This is a genomic window from Segatella copri (assembly GCF_009494835.1).
GTDB classification, from domain to species: domain Bacteria; phylum Bacteroidota; class Bacteroidia; order Bacteroidales; family Bacteroidaceae; genus Prevotella; species Prevotella copri_F.
In genome coordinates this window covers 38,577-59,120 of the sequence record NZ_VZBE01000073.1, presented here as the reverse complement: position 1 = coordinate 59,120, position 20,544 = coordinate 38,577, and the positions used below count along the sequence as shown (strand labels likewise).

Genomic DNA, 20,544 nt, shown 5'->3' with positions numbered 1-20,544 from the left:
ATTGTAAGAATGAAGACGGTTTTTTGCTCTTTTGGACTGCTGATGGCTGCTGTGCCCGTGTTCGCTCAGAACACTGGGAAGGACTCCATAGTCTCTACTAAAGCTTTGGATGATGTGGTGGTATCAGCCTCCAATATCAGTCGTGTGGGTGATCATCTCGTCATCTATCCCAACAGCCAGCAACGAAAACATGCGGTCAATGGATTCGGAGTGTTGGAAAACCTGAATATCCCAGGACTTATCATCGACGCGAAGTCGAATCAGGTGGATGTGATGGGACTGCAAGCCACCTTGTATCTGAATGGGCAGGAATGCGACATCCGGGAAATACAGATGCTCCGTCCTCGTGACATCGAGAAGATAGAATATCATGATGCTCCATCGGGAAAATACGCCAAGGATAAGCTTGTCGTCAACTTCATCACCAAACAATACCGATATGGAGGATATGTGCAGGCTGACGGACAGCAGACGATAGGATATGACCATGGCGACTATAACGTTGCCACCAATTATGTAAAAGGTAACAATTCCTATACTGTGTTTGCTGGTGCAAACTATAGTCATGTAGATGGTACTGAGACCTGGAACAATGAGAACTATCAGTTTCCACAATCCCTATTTGATAGGGAGAGCTATAGTAAGAATTCTTACCGGAATCATCAGGAATATATGCAGTTCCGCTATCAGAACCAGAAGGGAAAGAGATATTGGGTGGGTAAGTTTACGCTCGTCAACCTCTCTACTCCAAGAAATGCATCTTCTGGTTTTGCGAGGGAAAGCACAGAGACGGACATCTTCTCAAATATCCGGAAGAAGAGTCTGTCTCCTAAGATTGATCTGAACGCCAACTTGCCATTAAGCAAGAATCAGACGCTTACCTTGGGAGTACATGGCAAGTATTCTGCCAACTCCTATCATCGTCTTTATCAGGAACAGCCTTTCGAGGCAATGACCGATGAAGACGAGAAAGCGCTGTCGTTCCAGCTGTCTGCCATCTATAATTATTTCTCTCAAAAGCATTCCTTATCTGTGGAACTGTTTCATTACCACGATGTCTGGAATGCCGATTATTCCGGCAATTGCGAACTTTGGCAGCATCTGTGGAAAGGGGAGTCGTTGGCTTTCTTCTCCTATAATTTCCAGGCTAGCAGGCGCTTGAGCCTGAAAACCCGCATCGGATTGGATTGGCTTCAATATCATCTGCACGGAGACAACAGTTTTAGCCAGCTGTCTCCTCGCATCAATACGAATGTGCAATACCAGCTGAATAAGGGAATGCTCTTGTGGTCATTCTGCTTTGTGAACTCCAATCATGGTATGGATGTCATCAACCGGGCTATGATTCAGGTCAATTCCCACATGATGGAAAAGGGAATGCCCGAACTGAAGAAATCGCATGACATCAACACCTATTTGTATTATATGGGGCGTTTCAACAGGTTGAGTGTTTCTGCCATCGGACAATTCCGTTACAATCATCATCCTGTAACTGATGATTATTACCTGGATGAGGCAAACGGGAAAATAGTGAAGACTTACTCGAATGGTGGAAATGCTCAATATTATTCTGCTATCCTCGCCTTGCAGTACAAATTGTGTAAGTTTGCCAATCTGTCGGGAGATATCAGATATAACCATGCGGAGGTGAAGACTACCTGGTCGAAGCATAACAACAATTTGACGGGTAATCTTGGGTTGAATATGTTCATGGGTGATTTTGCCTTGAAGCCTTACCTGCATTTTGGCAAGAAGTCTTTAGATGAAGCTGCTTTGGTGATAAGCAAGACTCCTGTCGACTATGGAATGTCGGGTTCTTACAGCAGGGGCAATCTCTATGTAGAACTTCAGGCAGCATCGCCTTTCAAAAAGCAGGAGAAGCGATATTGGTTGGATTTGCCTATCTACAGCTACAGTAAGAGCATCAAAGACCAGACGGCTTCGCAATATGCCAGCATCAAGGTTGCTTACTCCTTCGACTTTGGCAGGAAGACCCAAAAAGTAGAGAAGGATGTTAATAAGAACATAAACAGCTCTTTGTTAAGAGTGGAGTAGAGTTTTATAAAACAAAAGATATAGGAACGGATGAAAATGTTAGATTTTAAGGTAAAAAGATTTGTTGGTATTATATTTCATTTGATTTTAGCTCAAATCTGTTTAGCTCAGACTGGTATCGCTAACCAAAATTTTGGAAAGGATACTCTGCAATTAAGGGAGGTTGTTGTTAGAGCCACCCGCCCTTTGGCAAAGTTGAACAGCGAAGGCTTTGTGACAGAAGTCAAAGGTACCGTTTTGGAAAAACTTGGTTTTGCAAAAGACGTTATGGGTATGTTGCCTGGTGTACTGAATAATAATGGTTCCATTGAAGTTTTTGGCAAGGGAAAACCAGTCTTCTATATCAATGGACATATTGTCCGCAATAATATAGAAGTTGAGCAATTGAAGGCTAACCAAATAGATAAGATAACAGTTATAACGAATCCAAGTTCACGTTATGCTTCAACCATAGGTTCCATCATAAAGATAACAACCATTAAAAAGGTTGGGGATGGTTTCTCCTTTGATAACATTGCTACTTTTGGTTGTCGTAATTATATGTATGGCAAAGACAATTTGGACTTGAACTATAGAATTGACAATTTGGATGTTTTTGGAACGTTGGGATTTGAGAAAGGCAAGAATACGAACTCTAGCAAAAATATTCAGAATTCATGGCTCTCATTACATCATCAACAGAATACGACGATGAAATCGGCACAGCACTCAAAGTTGATTGATGGTAAATGGGGATTTGATTTTTCCTCATCTCCAAAACTCTCATTTGGCGCATTTTATCAAGTATCTTATGCTCCAACAAAGACCAATTCGAGCATTATGTCATCATTATATTCTGATGATGTAATTGAAAGTGAGACTTCTGTATACAAGGATATCAAATTAAGAGATTTGGAACATTTGTTAGATGGATATTGCCATGGGGGTTGGGGAAAATGGAATTTGGAAATGACTTTTGATTTAATGTGGAAAAAAACACGTGAAAATCAAAATGTTATAGAGCAGACTGGCATCAATCAGGATTTCGGAATAAAAGATGTTGGGCATGCTAGGTTAATGGCAACGGAATTATATGCGTCACACCCGTTTCTTAAAGGAAATTTTAGCTTTGGAGTAGATTTCACCAATAGTAGCCGTGAGGAAAATTCAGAAAGTGAAAATAGCATTATGGCAGGCGAGAACAATAAAATACAGGAGCAGAACATGGCATATTACGTTGAAACTATGCAGCATCTAGGCAATGTAACATTCCGTATCGGTGGCAGGTATGAGCATGTGAACAGTGAATATTTTATAGGTGGCAGAAAAAATTACGAACCGTCACATGTTTATGATAAGTTTTTCCCGACTGCTTCATTGTCTCTGCCCATTGGAAAAACTATGGTGCAGCTGAGCTATTCTAAGCAATGCTATCGTCCATTGTACTCTCAGTTGAGCAACACGGTTCACTATGTTAACAAATATCTCTATCAAAGTGGAAATCCGTATTTGCAACCATCCTATAGCGACAACATCTCTTTGAATTTGAGGTATCGCTGGTTGGCATTAACTGCTAATTATAAAAAGGTGCAAAACCAAATAATAACATCATATACATATTATGATGATGCGAAGACGATTGCCTTGCTCAAAAAGGAAAATTCTAGAAACAGTCTGTCTAACTTACAGATAATGGCTTCTTTTATGCCCGGATTCCTTTGGAAATGCTATTATCCCGTATTGGCATGTGGTGTTGTCTCGCAATTTTACAAGATTGATTACAGAGGAAATATAAAGCACTTGGACAATCCTTTGGTTGTAGTTAAGTTCAATAATATTTTCAAATTCCATAACAACTATATGGCGACAGTAAATTACAGTTGGCGTAGTGAGGGAAATAGTGAGAATATTAAGATGGGGAGTGTTGGACAGATAAATCTTTCTTTGGCTAAGGACTTATCTAAAAAATGGAATGTCAAGTTGTCTGCAAATGACATCTTTAATACTGCCCGCAAAAATACTTTTACCATTTTCAGCGGAATGAATGATGTCTATATTGAAAAGGTTGCGTCTGTAAGGGCAGTGGAATGTATCGTAAGATATAAGTTTAATACAGTTAAAACAAAATATAAAGGTAAAGGGGCAGGGAAAAAGGAAATGGATAGATTGTAACTGTTTAAACTCTATCCTTTCTGGGATATGCTTATCGATTGTTTGCCGTAGTTCATATACCCTTATAAATGCAGCTTTATGCTTCAATTTAATAGGATTTTTTCCTCCGTTTCTTTGCTAATTCCATCTTTTTTCTTAATTTTGCAGCGGAAACTCTATAATAGATATTTGTAATGGCAATAAGAATGAAGATGAAACAGAAAAAGATAGGCATCGCTTCGGCTTTGGGCTTGGTGGTGCTCGTGATGCTGGGACTGTATGGCGCCAGCAACTATATGCTCAATTATTCGCTCAACTATCCGAAGGAGGAGAGAATGACAGCTGAGCATTGGAAGAATAGGATGAAGAATGAGTGTCCCTGGATGATTGGCTGGATGGACTCTGTGTATCAGCACCATTGCGTGAAGGATACCTTTGTCGTGATGCCGTCTGGCTACAAGGCACATGCCATCTATCTCTATGCACCGAAGACTACGGAAAAGACTGCCGTGGTGGTGCATGGCTATCAGGTGCGCTCCGAGGGAATGCTGCACATCGCCTATCTCTATAATCACGATATGGGGTATAATGTGCTCCTGCCAGATTTGTATGGACATGGAGAGAGCGAGGGCGACCATATCCAGATGGGATGGAAGGATAGATGGGATGTGATCAGATGGTCGGAAATCGCCAATGAGATTTTTAAAGCGAAGGGTGAAGACCGAAGAGCGAAGAATACCCGTCAGGTGATTCACGGTATTTCGATGGGTGCGGCAACCACGATGGCAGTATCGGGAGAGAAGACTCCCGATTACGTGAAGTGCTTTGTGGAGGACTGCGGCTATACCAGCGTGTGGAATGAGTTTTCCGCTCAGCTCAAAGACCAGTTTGGCTTGCCTTCCTTCCCGCTGATGAATACTACTTCTGCCCTTTGCCAGTATCGCTACGGCTGGTCGTTTGCCGAGGCTCAGCAGATAGAGCAGGTTCGCAAGAGCACCAAACCGATGCTCTTTATCCATGGCGATAAGGATGCCTTCGTGCCCTACGCCATGCTGCATCCCCTTTACGAGGCAAAGACGAAAGGCAGAAAAGCCATCTTCATCGCCAAAGGCTCCGTTCATGCTATGGCATATCGCGACCATCACGAGGAATACACCCGCATCGTGAAAGATTTTGTTTCTAAAGAAGAATAGGCTATTCTCCGATATGCTGTCCCACCACATACCCCGTGGTCCAGGCTGCCTGCAGATTGAAGCCGCCGGTGATGGCATCGATGTCGAGCACTTCGCCGCAAAGAATTCTGCGGCCCCCCCCACCAATAATTGCAATATGTAGTGATTGTGGCATATCGTATTTTTGGTTGATTAGGGTGCAAAGGTACTGCTTTTCTTTGATAAAAGAAGAAAAGTTCCCCTTTTTCTTTTGCAGATACGATAGATTTTTGTAACTTTGCGCAAAAATCATAGTATATTAAGTATCAAATAGATTTATGGCAAAAAGAGAATATGTTGAGGCCAACAAGCGTTGGCTGGAGGAAAAGGCAAAGGAGGAGGGCGTTATGGCGCTGCCTCGTGGTATATATTATAAGGTGTTGAAGCAGGGCGACCCGAAGGGAGCACAGCCTAGCCGACGCAGCATCGTGACGGCTCATTATACCGGTTGGACCATCAACGGCAAGAAGTTTGATTCCAGCCGTGGCGGTACGCCGTTCGCCATGCGGTTGAGCGACCTGATAGATGGCTGGATTGTTGCCATGCAGCAGATGCACGTGGGCGACCAGTGGGAACTTTACATCCCAGCCGAGATGGGATACGGCAAGTTCTCGCAGCCGGGCATCCCAGGCGGTTCTACCCTGATATTCGAAGTAGAACTGCTGGGTGTAGGATAACCCGGCTACAGTCGGTTCAATTCATCTTCCGCACTGTTCATGCCGTTGTATCTTCCCTTGCGCTTGTTGAATTTCCAGGTTATGGTCAACTTGTAGCTCCATAGCTTGTAATCCTCAGTCTGGGAGAAGTCAACGGCATGCTCGTGGGTTCGCTCCTTGAAGAGCTGCTGATGGAAGAGGTCGTTGGCACTGAAGGCAACCTGTAATCTGCCGTCCATCCACGATTTGTTGGCACCAAGACTCCAGTTCTGAGTGGGGCTGAACTTCGTTTTGCCCACTTGTCCTCCGTTGTCAAAACTGTAGGAGAGCGACAGCTGATAGTCGTTTGGTAGCGTGAAGTAATTGTCAAACGATGCATTCCAAGTTGCTCCGTTATAGCTGATTAGCTCTCCATGATCATTTACGGAGAAGCGCTGGTAAGTGATGCTTGCATTGACATTCGGACGCCAGCAGCCGAAGACGTGTCCCCAGTTGAGATAGGCCATGTATTTCTGCATCTTGTTGAAGTTCATGAATGTACTCACGTATCTTACGGGCTTGTCCTCCGGCACTTCATGAATGTACATGATGGAGTGGTCGGTACGGGTGTATCTCAGCATTCCCATGAAATCTTTCCACTGCACTGAGTAGGTCAGATGATAGGTGTTGACAGGCTGCAGCTTCGGATTGCTGATCTGATACTGAAAGCGCGAGATATAGTAGATGTTCCCACTGAGCTGACTGAAAGAAGGTCGGGCGGTGGTAGTTCGGAAGCTGAGCGAGTGATGCCACGATGGTTCGTTGAGAGTGATACCGAACGATGGAAACCACTGTTCGTAATGGCGCTCCATATTGTCGGGAGATTCCTCCGACAGATTGGTGTATCGGGATGTGAGATGTTCGTATCGGATGCCTGCCCACCAGCTCCATCTGCCAGCTTCACCCTGATATTGCAGGTAAGCAGCCGTCTTGGTATCGTGGTTTTTGTATTCCGTAGTTCCAAGCATATCGGCAGAACTTTCGGTTCTACCCTTGCCTTCCATCAGGCTCCATTCGCCACCATAGTTGATGGAATGTTTATCAGAGAAGAGTTGTTTGACTTCGATTCTTCCACTATAGATATCGTAGTTGGAATTAGAGCGGTTGAGGGTTTCCTGCATCTCGCTACCTTCTTTCTCCGTGATAGGCTGGCTGTCAGAATCCTTGTTCCTGGCATAGTCCAGATAAATCTGTGATGAGAGATGTTTCGACCATTTAGCCAGATGGAAGAGGTTGAAGTGGTGGCTGCGCTGGTGTCCCCATTGCTGGCTCTCCGCATCAAAATACTTCATTTCGCCATCCGCATCAGAAAGCTTCATCTCGCTATTTGTATCTTCTCCTGCTGGGTTAGGATAGCGATAGTACTGCTGCTGTATCTCGCTTCTGCCGCCATTCAGCCAAAGCCCTTCCCATTGTATTCCCACTTCGTGCTGCTTGCTGAGCAACCAGTCGAAGTTGAGTTCCGTAGCGTTGTAATTTGCTTTGTTCTTGCCATGGCGGTCGGCTCCGAAGAGATATTCGCCATCTTTGGCTCTTACGAGCGCTTCCTGTGGCTGATGTACATTGTATCGGTTGTCTGTGTAACCGTAAAATCCTGTGAGCGAAATTTTCTTCGTTACCCAACCCAGAGTCAATTCCTCGTGGTTGGTGTTCACCTCGCTCAATTTATCATACACCTGCATCTTGCCGAATATACCCTCGTCTGTTCTTCTCGTTAGGATTCTCAGTACGGCTCCCGTCGTTGCATCATATTTTGCACCAGGAGTGGTAATGAGTTCTATTTCATCTATCAGTTTCACATCGAGATGAGCGAGTTCGGCTGAAGTCGCCTTCTTGTCGTTGAGGTAGATGGTGGGGGCTCCCAGTCCGTTTACCACCAGGCTTCCATCGGCGGTTTGTCTCATACCGGGGATGTGTCTCAATACATCTTCCAGCGTTGGTTCCTTTGCCAAAGGAGTGTTGCGGACACGGGTAACCAGGGCATCGTTTCTCATCTTGTACATCGGGCGATGACCTGTTACGGTTACGGCTTGAATCTCGGCCTCCTTATCTGCTTTGATCTCAGCCTCCTTATCAGCATAGATCTCTGCTTCCTTATCTGCTTTGATCGAATCTTTTTCCGTCTGTACCGAGTCTGCGGAAACTTCAGATGTCGGGAAATTCCCGTTTTGTGCTGTTGCACAGGTGGCGGTGGCTAGCATCGTCCATAAAACTGTTTCTTTCTTCATATTCTTCCTTGTTTTTTGTTTTCGTTTGCAAAGGAACAACTTTTCGGGCTCAAAATCGCAAATAATCATTACTGAAACATTACGCTGGCAAAATAATAGGACTCCACCTTTTTATATATTGTGAAATCTTCGTACCTTTGCATCGAAAAAAGAAAAAATGATATGAATAGAAGAATCAAACAAGTCTGGCTGCTCGCCATCCTTTCCTCTTTCCTGCTGATAGGCTTGCAGACCTATTGGCTCTACAATAGCGTAACCTATTCGATGGGAGAGATGGGGAAGAAAAACGCCGAAAAGGCGGAACAGGCAATAGTCACTTATCAGACAAATATCGGAGCGGCGGTAAGAGAAAAAACACATATCGGTTATGTCGTTACGGCATATTTTTCAGACAGCAAGCTTCCCCTTACCACGATTTGCTCTCCGCTGGATACGGATACAATCATTGGTGGAGTGGTGTATAGCAAGCCGGGATTCGGCAATGTGATGGAGAAGAGAGATACATTCGATTTGCGTGAGACGGATTCCAACAATTCTTTTGATTGCCTGAATACTTACATCACTTACCAGCTTACCCGCTTTGACAAGGCGCATTTTGATCGTTTCATCAGTAGGAAACTGGGCAATGACTTCATCGGGGCAGAGATGAAGACAGGCAAGCATCGTCTATGGCAGACAAGAATCGTGGAGTCTCCTACCTTGTTTCATCACGAAATGTTGGTGGAAGTGCCTTTTAATCCTATCCAGTATCAGTCGATGCAGATGAGAATGCAGGTGCCGATGCTGCCCATCCTGAAGGGAATGATGTGGCAGATGATAGGAAGTCTGCTGGTTACCATCATGCTTCTCCTGAGCATAGCTTATCTCATCAAGGTGATGCTCCTGCAGAAGAAGGTGGATAAGATGCGAAGCGACTTCGTGCATACGATGATTCACGAGCTGAAGCGCCCCGTGCAGACACTGAAGATGTGTGTATCCGTATTCTCTGCTCAAAAGACAGATGAGAATGCCCTTATCATGGAGACCGTAAGAGAGGAGAGCGATAACCTGACCGCCTATCTCGCCAAACTTCGTGAAGTAATCAGGGCAGAGGAACATATCCCGCTCCAGATAACTTCTTTCGATATCCATGCCGCTTTGCTGAATCTGGTGGCAGTTTATCGAAAGAATAAGCAGAAGGAGGTGAATGTTTCGCTCGATTACCAGCGCACTTCCGATAGGATGATGGGAGATAGAGACCAGCTTCTGAATGTGGTCAGCAATCTGATGGAGAACTCGGTGAAGTATTCCGGCGACATTGTCAATATCCATGTTGCCTGCCGAGATACTGAGAAGGAGGAAGTCATGATTTCTGTATCTGATAATGGCATCGGCATCTCGTCCGATGAGCAGCAGAGAGTCTGGACGAAGTTCTATCGCAGCAATGCTTACCCGGATATGATGCAGCCAGGCATCGGCTTGGGTTTGAGTTTTGTGGATATGATTGTGAAGGCCCATGGGGGTAGAAAAATGATGCAGAGCGAAGTGGGCAAGGGAACCAGAATTTCAATCGTCATCCCGCAGCACTCCTGATGCATCCGGTTTAACGCTATAAAGAACAGAAAAAATGATCAAGATATTATTTGCAGACGATGACTTGAAGTATTCCATGTTGCTGAAGAGTTTTCTGCAGCAGCATGGCTACGACGTGACTTATGTCGGCAATGGCAAGAAGGCATGGGAGCAGTTCCCGGAAGTGAAGCCCGATCTGGTATTGCTCGACATCAATATGCCGGAGATGGATGGCTATGAGGTGGCTGAGCGCATCAGAGCCATCGACCCGAAGGTGCTTATCTTCTTCCTCACCGACCGTACGGAGAAGAACGCTCGACTGAAAGGTTTCTCCCTGAAGGCAAACGATTATCTTGCCAAACCCTTCTATCCGGAAGAGTTGCTGGCAAGAATAGAGGAGCGGTTCTCTATGAATGAGAGTGAGACGATAGAAGAGGAGGAGTATCATTTCGGAGAAACCACCTTCTGCTATAACAACAATGAGCTTCGTACCCGTTCCTCTCGTGTGCTCATCACCAGCCGACAAGCCGACATCCTCCGTCTGCTGGCGAAGAATATCGGCAATGTAGTAAGCAAGGAGATGATACAGGAGGCGGTGTGGGGTACCGTAAGCTATGCCAACTCCCAGGCTGTGAATGTGCAGATGACGTATCTCCGCCATGCTCTTCAGCATGACGCGACCGTTAAGATTGAGTCGCTGAAGAAAAAGGGATATGTTTTGTCTGTTATTTCTTCAGAGTAACGATGATGTAGCTTCTGCCATCCTCTTTCAGACCTCTTTCCTGAATGGCTTTGGTGCTCTCTTTCAAGATCTCGATGGCTTTGATCTTGCTGGGAGAAATCTTGTTGAATTCCTCTTTAGTCAGCTCCTGCTCTCTGCCCTTGATCAGATAGTGAGGGTCTGGCTTGGGGGCAGGAGGTGTGGTAGTGGTGATGATATGAATTTCTATCACATCGCTTTTGGGTGCCGGCAAGACGGTGGTGTTTATGCGGTAATTCTTGATGGTTTTACCGATAAGCTCCTTGCCGGTGAAGTTTGGGATGCGCTCACCGTCAATGCTGTAGATACGCAGGGTATCTGTCTTCGATGCCATACTGTTGGTTATGCTCAGCAGGGCAAATGCAATGGTGAAAATATACTTTTTCATAAGCGTAGAGAGTTTTATAAATCGTTTAACTGTGCCAGTGGAAGTAGTTGATAACTACCATCTTGTGTCTCTGCTGCATTGATGGTGTAATGCTGCATGTTGCCTTCGTTGTCCAGGGTTGAGATAACGATGTTATTGCCTTGGCGATTGATGATCAGCTGCTCGGCAGAAGGCAGGGCGGCAGAGGCTACTTCATAAATCTGATTGAAATCTTCATGAATGCTTCTTTCTGCTTCAGATGAAGTCTTCCCGGCATTGCCGGAAGTCTTTTCATTTTTTCTTGAAGTCTTCCCTGTATTTTCTGAAGTCTTCTCCGTATTGCCAGAAGAGGTCTCTTCTGTATTTTCAGCAGTCTTCCCTGCATGTTTCTCGCTTCTTTCTGCGATATTCTTTCTTTTGGCAAGGGTCATCTTGCTTGACTTCATTTCCTGTGGAGTCACGATATCCTGGGTTGCAGCCAGGAAGAGGGAGTCGGCACGTTCCATCTTTTCGTATGCGTTCAGGTTCCCGTCTTCATCCTCGGAAGATGGCTGCGAGCGAACCACCTGCTCTGTAGGAACCAGGTTGGCAAGGCCAGGTTGTTGTTCAGAAGAGGATGAGAAATAATTCTTGATAGGGAAGAGCTGGAAGATGAGTCCTGCCAGCATCGCCGTAGAGAGAAGTATCGCAGAGAGGCGTACCCATCTTGTTTCGTGCTTCTTAGAAGTAGCAAGGGACATCTCTTTCATTTGCGGCTGTCCATCAGCTTCTTCTTTTCTATCCAGTTCTTTTATCTCTTCTTCTCCGTCCAATTCTTCCATCATTTCCAATTCTGTTTGATGGAAATTCGGAGTATAGTTCTCCATTCCCAGCATCAGGTTTCTGATGTCGAGATCCTCATCCGTTAAATCCTTATCCTCGCAATGGCGATAGAAATCAGCCAATGCCTGTTCTTCCTCCACACTGGTATCAGCATCGAGGTAGCGCTCTATCAGCTCGTGGCGATAGGTTATATCTTCTAGTTTCTTCATTTCTTTCCTTTTTAGAGTTTATGACTTCATCATTTTCAACAATGATCTTCTTGCTGCAGAAATCATCGTCTTGGTGCTCGTTTTGTTGGCTCCGCAGATTTCGGCAATCTCATCGAGGCTCTTTCCCTCGCTTCTCAATAGCAGCATTCTTCTCTGCGTATCCGGAAGCCTGTCCATCGCCCTGTTGAGTCGCCTTTGCGTATCCTCGCCGATGATGGCCTGGTCGGTACGCTCTGCTGCCGTACAGATTTCTGCGGGATGCTTTATCTGTTCCAGCGATGCAGTCTGGGCTTTGTTGCGTCTCAGATGGTCGATGCAGAGATTCCTGGCTATCGTCATACCTAAGGCCTCGATGCTTTGGTATTCAGAGAGCCTTTCGCGCATCTTCCAGAGCTTCACCAGGGTTTCCTGCACGATGTCATCGGCTTCTTCGACAAGGGTTCCTGCCGAGAGATAGCGTTGACAATGTGCCGTCAACCTGGGGCGCATTTTCTGAGCGATATGTTCAAATTCTGTTTCTTCCATTTGTTTCTTTTTATGTGTATGACGCAAGAAGAGGCGGAAGGTAAACAAAAAAAATGCTACCTTCGCACATTTCCGTGCAAAGATAGCATAAAAATTTGAGATATAGACATATCTTTTATTTTATTTGTGGATGAAGTGGTTTATTCCTCTGTTTTTGCCATCATTACAATGATATTACAGGTGCAGAAAATCAGTGATGTAACAGCTTTGTAATACTTATGTTTTACGGTAGAAATATCTTCTCCTTACCTTTGCAGTCGAAATGAAGAAGATGTCTTTCCGCATCATCGGAAAAGATTTCATTCGGAATAAAGAAAATCAGATTTACGTGTATATATAATAAGGTAAGAAATGAAGAAGAAAACGTATTTGTTGATGGCACTCTCGATGGTGTCGATGGGAATGAATGCCCAGAATTCTGGAAACAGTTCTTTGGAGAAGGGCATCGGGGAATTCACCAAGACCATGACCATTGGTGGAACCATCCGCTCTAAGTATGAGTACCAGACCGAAGAAGGGGAGGGACGATTCGAGGTGCGTACAGCCCGCATCAACGTGGCAGGCAATGTAACACCTCAGGTAAGCTATAAGGCAGAAATCGACCTCTGCGATGAGGGTAAGATCAAGATGCTCGATGCCTATACACGCATCAAGCCTTGGAAGACCCTGCAGTTTACCATCGGTCAGGAGCGTGTGCCATTCACCATCGATGCTCATCGTTCTCCTCATCAGCAGTACTTTGCCAACCGTTCGTTCATCGCCAAGCAGGTGGGTAACGTGCGCGACGTGGGTGCTGAAATAGGATATACCTGGAATGTTGGTTTCCCTATCGTGGTGAATGCCGGTATCTTTAACGGTTCGGGCTTGACCAACCAGAAGGATTACTGGACCAAGGGTGTTAACTATTCAGCCAAGGCTCAGTTCCTCTTTCCGAATGTGAACCTGGTGTTGAGTACCCAGAAGATCAAGCCATCTGATGTTACGGTAACGATGTATGATGGCGGTATCACCTTCCACAAGGGTGGTTTCATTGCTGAGGCTGAGTATCTTTACAAGCATTACAGCAAGGATGCCTTCCACGATGTGCATGCTTTCGATGGATTCGTATGCTATGACATTCCGGTGGCTAATCCCAAGAGCATCATCAGGAAGGTTTCTCCTTTGGCAAGATATGATTTCATGAGCGACCACAGTGATGGTACAAGATATGGCGGTTCTGATACAGAGCTTGGTGCCTTGAAGATTAATGATTATAAGCGCCATCGTGTTACGGGCGGTGTAACCCTGAGCCTTGCCAAGCCATTCATCTCTGATATCCGTATCAACTACGAGAAATATTTCTATCGTAAAGGTGGCATAGCTAAAGTTTCAGAAAAAGATAAGATTGTTGTGGAGTTCATGACTAAATTTTAGTCAGGATAAATCTTGAATTTCTAACTCTTGAAAAACAAAAGCCCGGCAGGATTCAGCGAATCTTGCCGGGCTTTCAATTCAACATTCAACATTTAACATTCAACATTCTTACAACATTCCCTTAGAGCTAGGAAGCTCGAAGTGGTAGATGTCTCTCTTTACCGCCATTTTCAGCGAACGGGCAAGCGCCTTGAAGATGCCTTCTATCTTGTGATGCTCGTTCTCGCCCTCAGCCTTGATGTTGAGGTTCATTTTTGCCGCATCACTCAGACTCTTGAAGAAATGCTTGAACATCTCGGTTGGCATTTCGCCCACCTTCTCTCTATGGAACTCGGCATCCCAAATCAGCCATGGACGGCCGCCGAAATCCAATGCCACCTGACAGAGACAATCATCCATCGGCAGGCTGTAGCCGTATCTTTCTATTCCGCGCTTATCACCTAAAGCCTGCAGCAGGCATTCACCCAGTGCAATACCCGTATCCTCAATGGTATGATGCTCATCCACATAGAGGTCGCCCTTGGTATGGATGGTGAGGTCCATCATGCCGTGCTTGCCTATCTGTTCCAGCATGTGGTCGAAGAAACCGAGACCGGTAGAAATGTCGCATTTTCCTGAACCATCGAGATTTACCTTGATGTAGATATCCGTTTCCTTGGTGGTGCGCTTCACCTCTGCGATGCGGTCTCCGGCAAAGAGAATCTCGGCAATCTTATCCCAGTCCATGCCGTCTTTTCCGAGAATCAGACTCTTGCAACCCAGGTTCTCTGCAAGCTGGGCATCGGTTTCACGGTCGCCGATTACATAACTGTTTGCCATATCGTAGGCAGGGTTATCGATGTATTCGGTCAGCATGCCTGTTCCTGGCTTGCGCATCGGCGAGTTATCTTCAGGGAAGTGGCGGTCGATGTGCTGCTTGGAAAAGTGGATGCCTTCGCTGTCCAGGGTCTGGATGATGAAGTTGTGGACTGGCCAGAAGGTATCTTCCGGAAAGGAGTCGGTGCCCAGTCCGTCCTGGTTGCTCACCATCACCAGCTCGTAGTCGGTGTGCTGGGCAATGAAGGCGAGATTGCGGAACACGCCCTTGGTGAATACCAGCTTCTCGAAGCTGTCAATCTGTTCGTCCTCTGGTTCCTGAATCAGAGTTCCATCGCGGTCGATGAAGAGTAATCTTGTCTGTTTCATGTCTCTTATATATGTTAATACGATTAATATTTTTCTATCTCTGTAGTTGCCATTTTCTGGCTTTCCTTCATTCTCTGTTTCTCTTCGTCTTGTACCTTGTAAGAGCCGAATTGATAGGCAAGCGAAATGCCAAGCCAGCTCAGGGCGTAGATGATGAGCAGGAATGTGATGGTGAACACCAGGAAGAGGAGTGGGGTGAAATACCCCGGCACACCGAGCGGGTCGCCATCAAGTGCACCGAGCTGTGAATAGAACTGTGCGATGATGAGGATGATGGAAGGCAGGGCTGCGATAAAGGTAGCGATGCCTACGATAATCATGCCGAGAAAACTGGTCAGAAAGAAACCTCCGAAGTGGCGGAGAATGCGGAGGAGGGATTTTCCTATCTTGCGCTTTTCGCCTTTAGGACACAGTTGCTTTCTTGGCAGAAGATGCCAGAATGATACGATAGCCATTACGATAGTGGCTCCGTAAATGATGGTTTGCAGAATGAACGAAGCCATCGGATTCACGGCTCCCCAATCGTGAAGCGGTTTGTTGGGGAGGAGGAAATAGAGTACGATAGCCAGCAATACTGCAAATGGAACATGGGTAGTCCATGTCTGTTTTACGAGTGATCTGAAGTCACTTGTTATGGTATCGTATGATGCTCTCATGCAGGAAGTTATACTTCGGTGCTTAAATAATTCATTTACTTCCATAACTATCTTGTTTTAATTTCTAATTATCGCTTTTGTTTTTTTACTCTTTTACTTTTTACCCTTTAAAAGTTTTTTTACCTTTTTACTTTTTTACCCTTTTACCTTTAAAAGTTTCTTCTGAATTCAGAGCAGGTAATGGCGGTAGCGATGGCCACATTCAGACTGTCGGCAGTAGCTCTACCTTCCGGAAAGTTAGGGATGAGCAGCTTGTGGCTCACCTTTTTTGCCAGTTCAGGCGAGATGCCTTTTCCTTCGTTTCCCATCACGATGAGTCCCCGGTTTTCGAGCTTTTGCTGATAGATATTGTCACCATCGAGCAGGGTTCCGTAAACGGGAACATCGGCTGGAAGTGATTCTACCAGTCCCAGCAGGTCGCCATATTCTACCTTCACTCTTGCTATGCTGCCCATCGTAGCCTGCACCACCTTCGGATTGTATACGTCGGCAGTATCCTGACTGCAGTAGATATGGGTGATACCAAACCAGTCGGCGATGCGGATGATGGTGCCCAGATTGCCCGGGTCTTGAACGCCGTCGAGCGCCAGACTCAGTTCGCTGGTATTAATAGAGTAATCTCCTGAGGTTGCCTGTCTGAATACGGCAAGCACCTGTTGCGGATGTTGCAGGAAACTCACCTTCTTCAGTTCTTCATCAGTAACCTCTATCACTTCGGTTTCAGCCCCGAAGTGCTTGCCCCGGAGCCATTCGCCGGTAGCCACAATCAGGTCGGCAGGTTGCAGAGCGAGCAGATCGTCTACCACCTTAAAACCTTCTGCCACGAACTTTCCTTCTTTATTTCTGTTCTTCTTCAGTTCGAGCGAACGTATGTACTTTATTTTATTCTTGCTAATCATTTATTTTTTGTCTATATGTGTGCAAAGGTAACATAAAATATAGACATTTCAAAATAAAAAGTGCTAAATATTTTGTATTTAATTTGTTTTGCATTATCTTTGCATATCAAAAACGATAGATATTTTGAAAATACAGAAGATTTCATTACTTGCCTTGCCGCTGCTCATAGCATCTTGTTCTTCAAGCAAAATGGTGCCGGAAGGGGAGTATATATTAAATAAGGTGGAAGTGAAGAGCGACTCGGCAGGGTATAATGCCGGGGCGCTCAAGCAGTATGTGCGCCAGAAAGAGAAGCCGAAACTCTTCTCGCTCTTCAAGAATCCTTTCAGCAAGAAGCCTGTCATCTACGATACTTTGCAGGCGCGGCTCTCCTGTCAGGATCTGCTTACCGCCATGCAGAACCAGGGCTTCATGCATGCCGGGGTGTCGCTCTATACCACAAAGAAAGGAAAGAAACTGGATGCTACCTATCTGTTGCATCCCGGAGAACCTTTTGTGATAGGTAAGGTGAAATATGAAGTGGAAGATGAACATATCCAGCAACTTCTGCATCTCGATAACCCCGATAATCAGCAGATTAAGCCGGGTATGAGATTTACGGTAGAAACATTGGATAATGAACGCAGGCGTATCTCCAGCCTTCTGACCAATGATGGCTATTTCCGCTTTCATAAAGATTTTATCCAGTTTTCTGCCGATACGATTGCAGGACAGAAGGATATTGCCCTGACGCTCCACCTGATGAAGTATAAGGCAAACAGTAATGCTCCTGAGGTTGATCATCCCCGATATGAAATCAGAAACATCAACTATCTGAGTAATGACAGCGACCGCATTCACTTGCGCCATCAGGTTTTGCTCAATGCTACTGCCCTCAGAGAAGGCCGTCCCTACAGCGCCGCTGCCTTGCAGCGCACCTATAACAACTTTGCCCGTCTGCAGGCGGTGAAGTATACCAACATCAGTTTCTCTGAAGTTCCTGACAGCAACCAGGTTACGGAGAACGGAATGGAGAGGGACAGCATCAGCCGGCAGATGGATTGCAATATCCAGATCAGTACCAACAAGCCTTCTACCATTGCCTTCCAGCCGGAGGGAACCAATACGGCGGGCGACTTGGGAGCTGCTGCATCGCTCACTTATACCAACCGAAATCTCTTCAGAGGTAGTGAGCAGCTGAGCATCGAACTTCGTGGAGCTTACGAGGCTATTACCGGTCTGGAGGGGTATCAGGACCAGAACTATACTGAATATTCGGTTGAAGGCAAACTGGTTTTCCCTCGTTTCTTGGCGCCTTTCCTTTCAAGAAATTTCAGAAGAAGACAGACGGCAAACAGCGAGTTGTCGGCAAGTTGGAATCTTCAGAACCGTCCGGAGTTTCATCGCCGCGTATTCTCTACTGCCTGGCGTTATCGCTGGACAGAACCGCGTCATCACCTGGCTTGGCGTTTCGACCTGCTCGATCTCAACTATGTGTATATGCCATGGATATCCGAGACTTTCAAGAGAGACTATCTCGATAATGCAGAAAACAGAAATGCCATCCTCCGCTACAATTACGAAGACCTGTTTATCATGAAGATGGGTTTCGGTTTGAGTTATAGCGATGGGGTAGATGCTGTGCGAGTGAATGTAGAGAGTTCGGGCAATCTGCTGAGTGGTGTTTCCAAGACATTCGGTTTCAAGGTGAACAGCCAGGGGCAGCGTACATTATTTAATATAGCTTATGCCCAGTATGCCAAGTTTGATGTAGATTATACCCATCTGATGCAGTTTGATAAGCGCAATGCTCTGGCGCTGCATGCGGGCATCGGTGTGGCTTATCCTTACGGCAACAGTACGGTGTTGCCTTTCGAAAAGCGTTATTTCTCGGGTGGTGCCAACTCGGTAAGAGGTTGGGGCGTAAGAGAATTAGGTCCGGGCAAGTTTAAGGGAACTGACGGCAGAATAGATTTCATCAACCAGACGGGTGATGTGAAGCTCGACTTGAATGCCGAATATCGCACTTCGCTCTTCTGGAAGTTTGAGGGTGCAGCGTTTATCGATGCCGGTAATATCTGGACACTTCGCAATTATCAGGATCAGCCTGGTGGTCAGTTCAAGATAGATGAATTCTACAAACAGATAGCTGTAGCCTATGGTTTAGGTCTCAGGTTGAATTTCGATTACTTCATCCTCCGCCTGGATATGGGTATGAAGGCAATCAATCCAGCCTACGGAACGAAGGAAGAGCATTGGGCGATTATCCACCCGAAACTAGACCGCGATTTCGCCTTCCATTTCGCAGTTGGTCTGCCGTTCTAAATGCAGCTAATAGTTTATAGTTAATAATAGATGATAGTTTATAGTTAACAGTTTATAGCCAGGAGTTTCTGGGAGCATCTTTTTGATCATGATGTCCCTCAGAAACTCCTTACTTTTTTCAAGGCAATTTTTCCAACTTAATCTTCCAGAGCCCCTTTTCCATACACATCGGCAGTTGGAAATCGGCCTGTTCTATGAGCTGCGGATCCTGCCCTATGCTGTCCATCTGCAGAAAATTATGAACCGTAAGGGTAACGGTGGCACTTGTTTCATCGTCACCGAAATCAATATCCGTAATCTCGATGCTGGCATCCTCCGGTTTCTGGCGCAGCAGTTCCACGTCGGTCTCGTTCACATTACTTGCAGCATAGCGCAGCCAGCGCTCCGATTCCTGGGTGCAATACTTCACGGCTTTCGGGAAATGCCAGTTGAAATAATAGTTGGCAAACGAATCAACGTCAGCCTTCAGCTGGTCCTCGCTGCCTTCGTGAGGTTCACAGCCCGAAAGGCTGAATATACTTGCGCTCATGCATGCCACAGCTATGCATAAACCTATCATCGACTTCTTCATCATGATTCTCAAATCTTAAAAATTCTATTTTTTTGCGATATTTCGGCACAAAGATAGTAAAAAACTTTGTAATAAGAATCTTTTTTGCTAACTTTGCATGGAAAATAACAATTAAAATGCTGAAATTTATATCCTTTGGCAGTGGAAGTAGTGGCAATTGCTATTATCTTTACACTGATACGGATTCGATACTGATAGACGTAGGAGTAGGAATAAGAATATTGAAGAAGCATTTCCATAACTATGGACTTCGCTTCGAGGATGTGCATCACGTCCTCATCACCCATGACCACGCCGACCATGTAAAGTCGGTGGGGAGCTTGAGTTCTGACTATCATCTACCGGTATATACGACCCGTAAAGTACATCAAGGCATCGAGCGCAACTATTGTGTTCGAAAGAAGATAGAGCCTAACCATGCTCATGTGATAGAGAAGAACGTAACTTTCACACTGGGCGAGTTTAAGATAACCCCGTTCGGCGTACCCCATGACAGTACCGACAATGTTGGCTATTTCGTGGAGTGCGGAGGTGTGAACTTCTGCCTCATCACCGATGTGGGGCATATTACCGAAGAGATGCACGACTTTATCGGCCGTGCCAACTATCTTGTACTCGAGGCGAACCATAGTGTAGAGATGCTCCAGCAGGGTCATTATCCCCAGTATCTGAAGGAACGCATTCTGGGAGATAACGGTCATCTGAGCAACGACGATTGTGGCGAGGCGCTTGCCAATTATGCTACACCGGAGCTTCATCACGTCTGGCTCTGTCATCTCAGCGAGGAGAACAACCATCCTGAGCTGGCACGCAAAACCGTGGAGCAGATTTTGCGCAGCAAAGGCATCATAGCCGGCAAGGACTTCCAGCTGGAAGTATTGAAGCGCAAGACGCCGAGCGAAATCTTTAACCTGGTGTAGGGCAGGTGTAAAACTAAAAAGGTAGCCGGATAAGGAGTTATA

The 20,544-nt window shown here is 45.7% G+C and carries 18 protein-coding genes; 9 read left to right on the top strand and 9 right to left on the bottom strand.

The annotated features are described in order from the left end of the window. Window positions 1–9 precede the first annotated feature (9 nt). From F7D47_RS11485 to F7D47_RS11475, 3 genes are all read left to right on the top strand, one after another. Window positions 10–2,055 carry a hypothetical protein gene (locus tag F7D47_RS11485; RefSeq protein WP_153085372.1) on the top strand — a complete coding sequence of 682 codons (2,046 nt, stop codon included), beginning with the start codon at window positions 10–12 and terminating at the stop codon, window positions 2,053–2,055. A gap of 36 nt (window positions 2,056–2,091) precedes the next feature. Beyond that, a complete protein-coding gene (locus F7D47_RS11480; protein ID WP_194252654.1) occupies window positions 2,092–4,206 on the top strand; it encodes an outer membrane beta-barrel family protein in 2,115 nt (704 codons plus the stop codon). Between the two features lie 191 nt (window positions 4,207–4,397). After that, entirely contained in the window at window positions 4,398–5,378 is a 981-nt protein-coding gene (locus tag F7D47_RS11475) for an alpha/beta hydrolase (protein ID WP_437181636.1), read from the top strand. Between the two features lies 1 nt (window position 5,379). Here F7D47_RS11475 and F7D47_RS15135 read toward each other — a convergent pair whose 3' ends face one another. Continuing rightward, the gene (locus tag F7D47_RS15135; protein WP_437181637.1) at window positions 5,380–5,649 is read right to left on the bottom strand and encodes a hypothetical protein; all 270 of its coding nucleotides are present in this window, start codon (window positions 5,647–5,649) and stop codon (window positions 5,380–5,382) included. 25 nt (window positions 5,650–5,674) lie between these two features. On the opposite strand from F7D47_RS15135, the gene F7D47_RS11465 reads away from it, so the two are divergent. Next, window positions 5,675–6,073, top strand: coding sequence for an FKBP-type peptidyl-prolyl cis-trans isomerase (locus F7D47_RS11465; RefSeq protein WP_022121977.1), 399 nt, complete (start codon window positions 5,675–5,677; stop codon window positions 6,071–6,073). Window positions 6,074–6,078: 5 nt separating this feature from the next. Here the strand turns inward: F7D47_RS11465 and F7D47_RS11460 are convergent, their stop codons facing one another. After that, window positions 6,079–8,319, bottom strand: a complete 2,241-nt coding sequence (locus F7D47_RS11460) for an outer membrane beta-barrel protein (protein ID WP_194252652.1) — start codon at window positions 8,317–8,319, stop codon at window positions 6,079–6,081. A 162-nt stretch (window positions 8,320–8,481) separates the two neighbouring features. Between F7D47_RS11460 and F7D47_RS11455 the strand changes: the two genes are divergently transcribed. Then, window positions 8,482–9,891 (top strand): sensor histidine kinase, encoded by a 1,410-nt coding sequence (locus tag F7D47_RS11455; protein ID WP_153085368.1) that lies wholly within the window; start codon window positions 8,482–8,484, stop codon window positions 9,889–9,891. Window positions 9,892–9,925: 34 nt separating this feature from the next. After that, on the top strand, window positions 9,926–10,612 hold the full coding sequence (locus F7D47_RS11450) for a response regulator transcription factor (RefSeq protein ID WP_153085367.1): 687 nt from the start codon (window positions 9,926–9,928) through the stop codon (window positions 10,610–10,612). Here the strand turns inward: F7D47_RS11450 and F7D47_RS11445 are convergent. The 3 genes from F7D47_RS11445 to F7D47_RS11435 are packed head-to-tail and all read right to left on the bottom strand — an operon-like array spanning window position 10,596 to window position 12,553. After that, the gene (locus F7D47_RS11445) at window positions 10,596–11,018 is read right to left on the bottom strand and encodes a hypothetical protein (protein ID WP_153085366.1); all 423 of its coding nucleotides are present in this window, start codon (window positions 11,016–11,018) and stop codon (window positions 10,596–10,598) included. The genes F7D47_RS11450 and F7D47_RS11445 overlap by 17 nt on opposite strands. 14 nt (window positions 11,019–11,032) lie before the next feature. Further along, the gene (locus F7D47_RS11440; RefSeq protein WP_153085365.1) at window positions 11,033–12,028 is read right to left on the bottom strand and encodes a hypothetical protein; all 996 of its coding nucleotides are present in this window, start codon (window positions 12,026–12,028) and stop codon (window positions 11,033–11,035) included. 18 nt (window positions 12,029–12,046) lie between these two features. Then, window positions 12,047–12,553, bottom strand: coding sequence for an RNA polymerase sigma factor (locus F7D47_RS11435; RefSeq protein WP_153085364.1), 507 nt, complete (start codon window positions 12,551–12,553; stop codon window positions 12,047–12,049). Window positions 12,554–12,904: 351 nt separating this feature from the next. On the opposite strand from F7D47_RS11435, the gene F7D47_RS11430 reads away from it, so the two are divergent. Further along, window positions 12,905–13,966 carry a porin gene (locus F7D47_RS11430; protein WP_153085363.1) on the top strand — a complete coding sequence of 354 codons (1,062 nt, stop codon included), beginning with the start codon at window positions 12,905–12,907 and terminating at the stop codon, window positions 13,964–13,966. Window positions 13,967–14,074: 108 nt separating this feature from the next. Here the strand turns inward: F7D47_RS11430 and hisB are convergent, their stop codons facing one another. From hisB to F7D47_RS11415, 3 genes are all read right to left on the bottom strand, one after another. Further along, a complete protein-coding gene (gene hisB / locus F7D47_RS11425; protein ID WP_153085362.1) occupies window positions 14,075–15,151 on the bottom strand; it encodes a bifunctional histidinol-phosphatase/imidazoleglycerol-phosphate dehydratase HisB in 1,077 nt (358 codons plus the stop codon). Window positions 15,152–15,174: 23 nt separating this feature from the next. Continuing rightward, entirely contained in the window at window positions 15,175–15,807 is a 633-nt protein-coding gene (locus tag F7D47_RS11420; RefSeq protein ID WP_181976413.1) for a hypothetical protein, read from the bottom strand. A 149-nt stretch (window positions 15,808–15,956) separates the two neighbouring features. Next, window positions 15,957–16,706, bottom strand: coding sequence for an RNA methyltransferase (locus tag F7D47_RS11415; protein WP_153085361.1), 750 nt, complete (start codon window positions 16,704–16,706; stop codon window positions 15,957–15,959). Window positions 16,707–16,896: 190 nt separating this feature from the next. Between F7D47_RS11415 and F7D47_RS11410 the strand changes: the two genes are divergently transcribed. After that, window positions 16,897–19,011, top strand: coding sequence for a BamA/TamA family outer membrane protein (locus F7D47_RS11410; RefSeq protein ID WP_228113458.1), 2,115 nt, complete (start codon window positions 16,897–16,899; stop codon window positions 19,009–19,011). Between the two features lie 118 nt (window positions 19,012–19,129). Here F7D47_RS11410 and F7D47_RS11405 read toward each other — a convergent pair whose 3' ends face one another. Continuing rightward, window positions 19,130–19,585: a hypothetical protein gene (locus F7D47_RS11405; RefSeq protein ID WP_153085360.1), complete on the bottom strand. Its 456-nt coding sequence runs from the start codon at window positions 19,583–19,585 to the stop codon at window positions 19,130–19,132. Between the two features lie 113 nt (window positions 19,586–19,698). Between F7D47_RS11405 and F7D47_RS11400 the strand changes: the two genes are divergently transcribed. Beyond that, window positions 19,699–20,502 carry an MBL fold metallo-hydrolase gene (locus tag F7D47_RS11400; protein WP_153085359.1) on the top strand — a complete coding sequence of 268 codons (804 nt, stop codon included), beginning with the start codon at window positions 19,699–19,701 and terminating at the stop codon, window positions 20,500–20,502. Window positions 20,503–20,544 lie beyond the last annotated feature (42 nt).

Excerpts from the sequence above, each read along its gene's own strand:
- F7D47_RS11435 (WP_153085364.1), bottom strand. The coding sequence starts at position 12,553 with ATGGAAGAAACAGAATTTGAACATATCGCTCAGAAAATGCGCCCCAGG.
- F7D47_RS11420 (WP_181976413.1), bottom strand. The coding sequence starts at position 15,807 with ATGAGAGCATCATACGATACCATAACAAGTGACTTCAGATCACTCGTA.
- F7D47_RS11415 (WP_153085361.1), bottom strand. The coding sequence starts at position 16,706 with ATGATTAGCAAGAATAAAATAAAGTACATACGTTCGCTCGAACTGAAG.
- F7D47_RS11455 (WP_153085368.1), top strand. The coding sequence starts at position 8,482 with ATGAATAGAAGAATCAAACAAGTCTGGCTGCTCGCCATCCTTTCCTCT.
- F7D47_RS11460 (WP_194252652.1), bottom strand. The coding sequence starts at position 8,319 with ATGAAGAAAGAAACAGTTTTATGGACGATGCTAGCCACCGCCACCTGT.
- hisB (WP_153085362.1), bottom strand. The coding sequence starts at position 15,151 with ATGAAACAGACAAGATTACTCTTCATCGACCGCGATGGAACTCTGATT.
- F7D47_RS11485 (WP_153085372.1), top strand. The coding sequence starts at position 10 with ATGAAGACGGTTTTTTGCTCTTTTGGACTGCTGATGGCTGCTGTGCCC.
- F7D47_RS11400 (WP_153085359.1), top strand. The coding sequence starts at position 19,699 with ATGCTGAAATTTATATCCTTTGGCAGTGGAAGTAGTGGCAATTGCTAT.
- F7D47_RS11410 (WP_228113458.1), top strand. The coding sequence starts at position 16,897 with ATGGTGCCGGAAGGGGAGTATATATTAAATAAGGTGGAAGTGAAGAGC.
- F7D47_RS11445 (WP_153085366.1), bottom strand. The coding sequence starts at position 11,018 with ATGAAAAAGTATATTTTCACCATTGCATTTGCCCTGCTGAGCATAACC.
- F7D47_RS11440 (WP_153085365.1), bottom strand. The coding sequence starts at position 12,028 with ATGAAGAAACTAGAAGATATAACCTATCGCCACGAGCTGATAGAGCGC.
- F7D47_RS11480 (WP_194252654.1), top strand. The coding sequence starts at position 2,092 with ATGTTAGATTTTAAGGTAAAAAGATTTGTTGGTATTATATTTCATTTG.
- F7D47_RS11450 (WP_153085367.1), top strand. The coding sequence starts at position 9,926 with ATGATCAAGATATTATTTGCAGACGATGACTTGAAGTATTCCATGTTG.
- F7D47_RS11465 (WP_022121977.1), top strand. The coding sequence starts at position 5,675 with ATGGCAAAAAGAGAATATGTTGAGGCCAACAAGCGTTGGCTGGAGGAA.
- F7D47_RS11405 (WP_153085360.1), bottom strand. The coding sequence starts at position 19,585 with ATGATGAAGAAGTCGATGATAGGTTTATGCATAGCTGTGGCATGCATG.
- F7D47_RS11430 (WP_153085363.1), top strand. The coding sequence starts at position 12,905 with ATGAAGAAGAAAACGTATTTGTTGATGGCACTCTCGATGGTGTCGATG.
- F7D47_RS11475 (WP_437181636.1), top strand. The coding sequence starts at position 4,398 with ATGAAACAGAAAAAGATAGGCATCGCTTCGGCTTTGGGCTTGGTGGTG.
- F7D47_RS15135 (WP_437181637.1), bottom strand. The coding sequence starts at position 5,649 with ATGATTTTTGCGCAAAGTTACAAAAATCTATCGTATCTGCAAAAGAAA.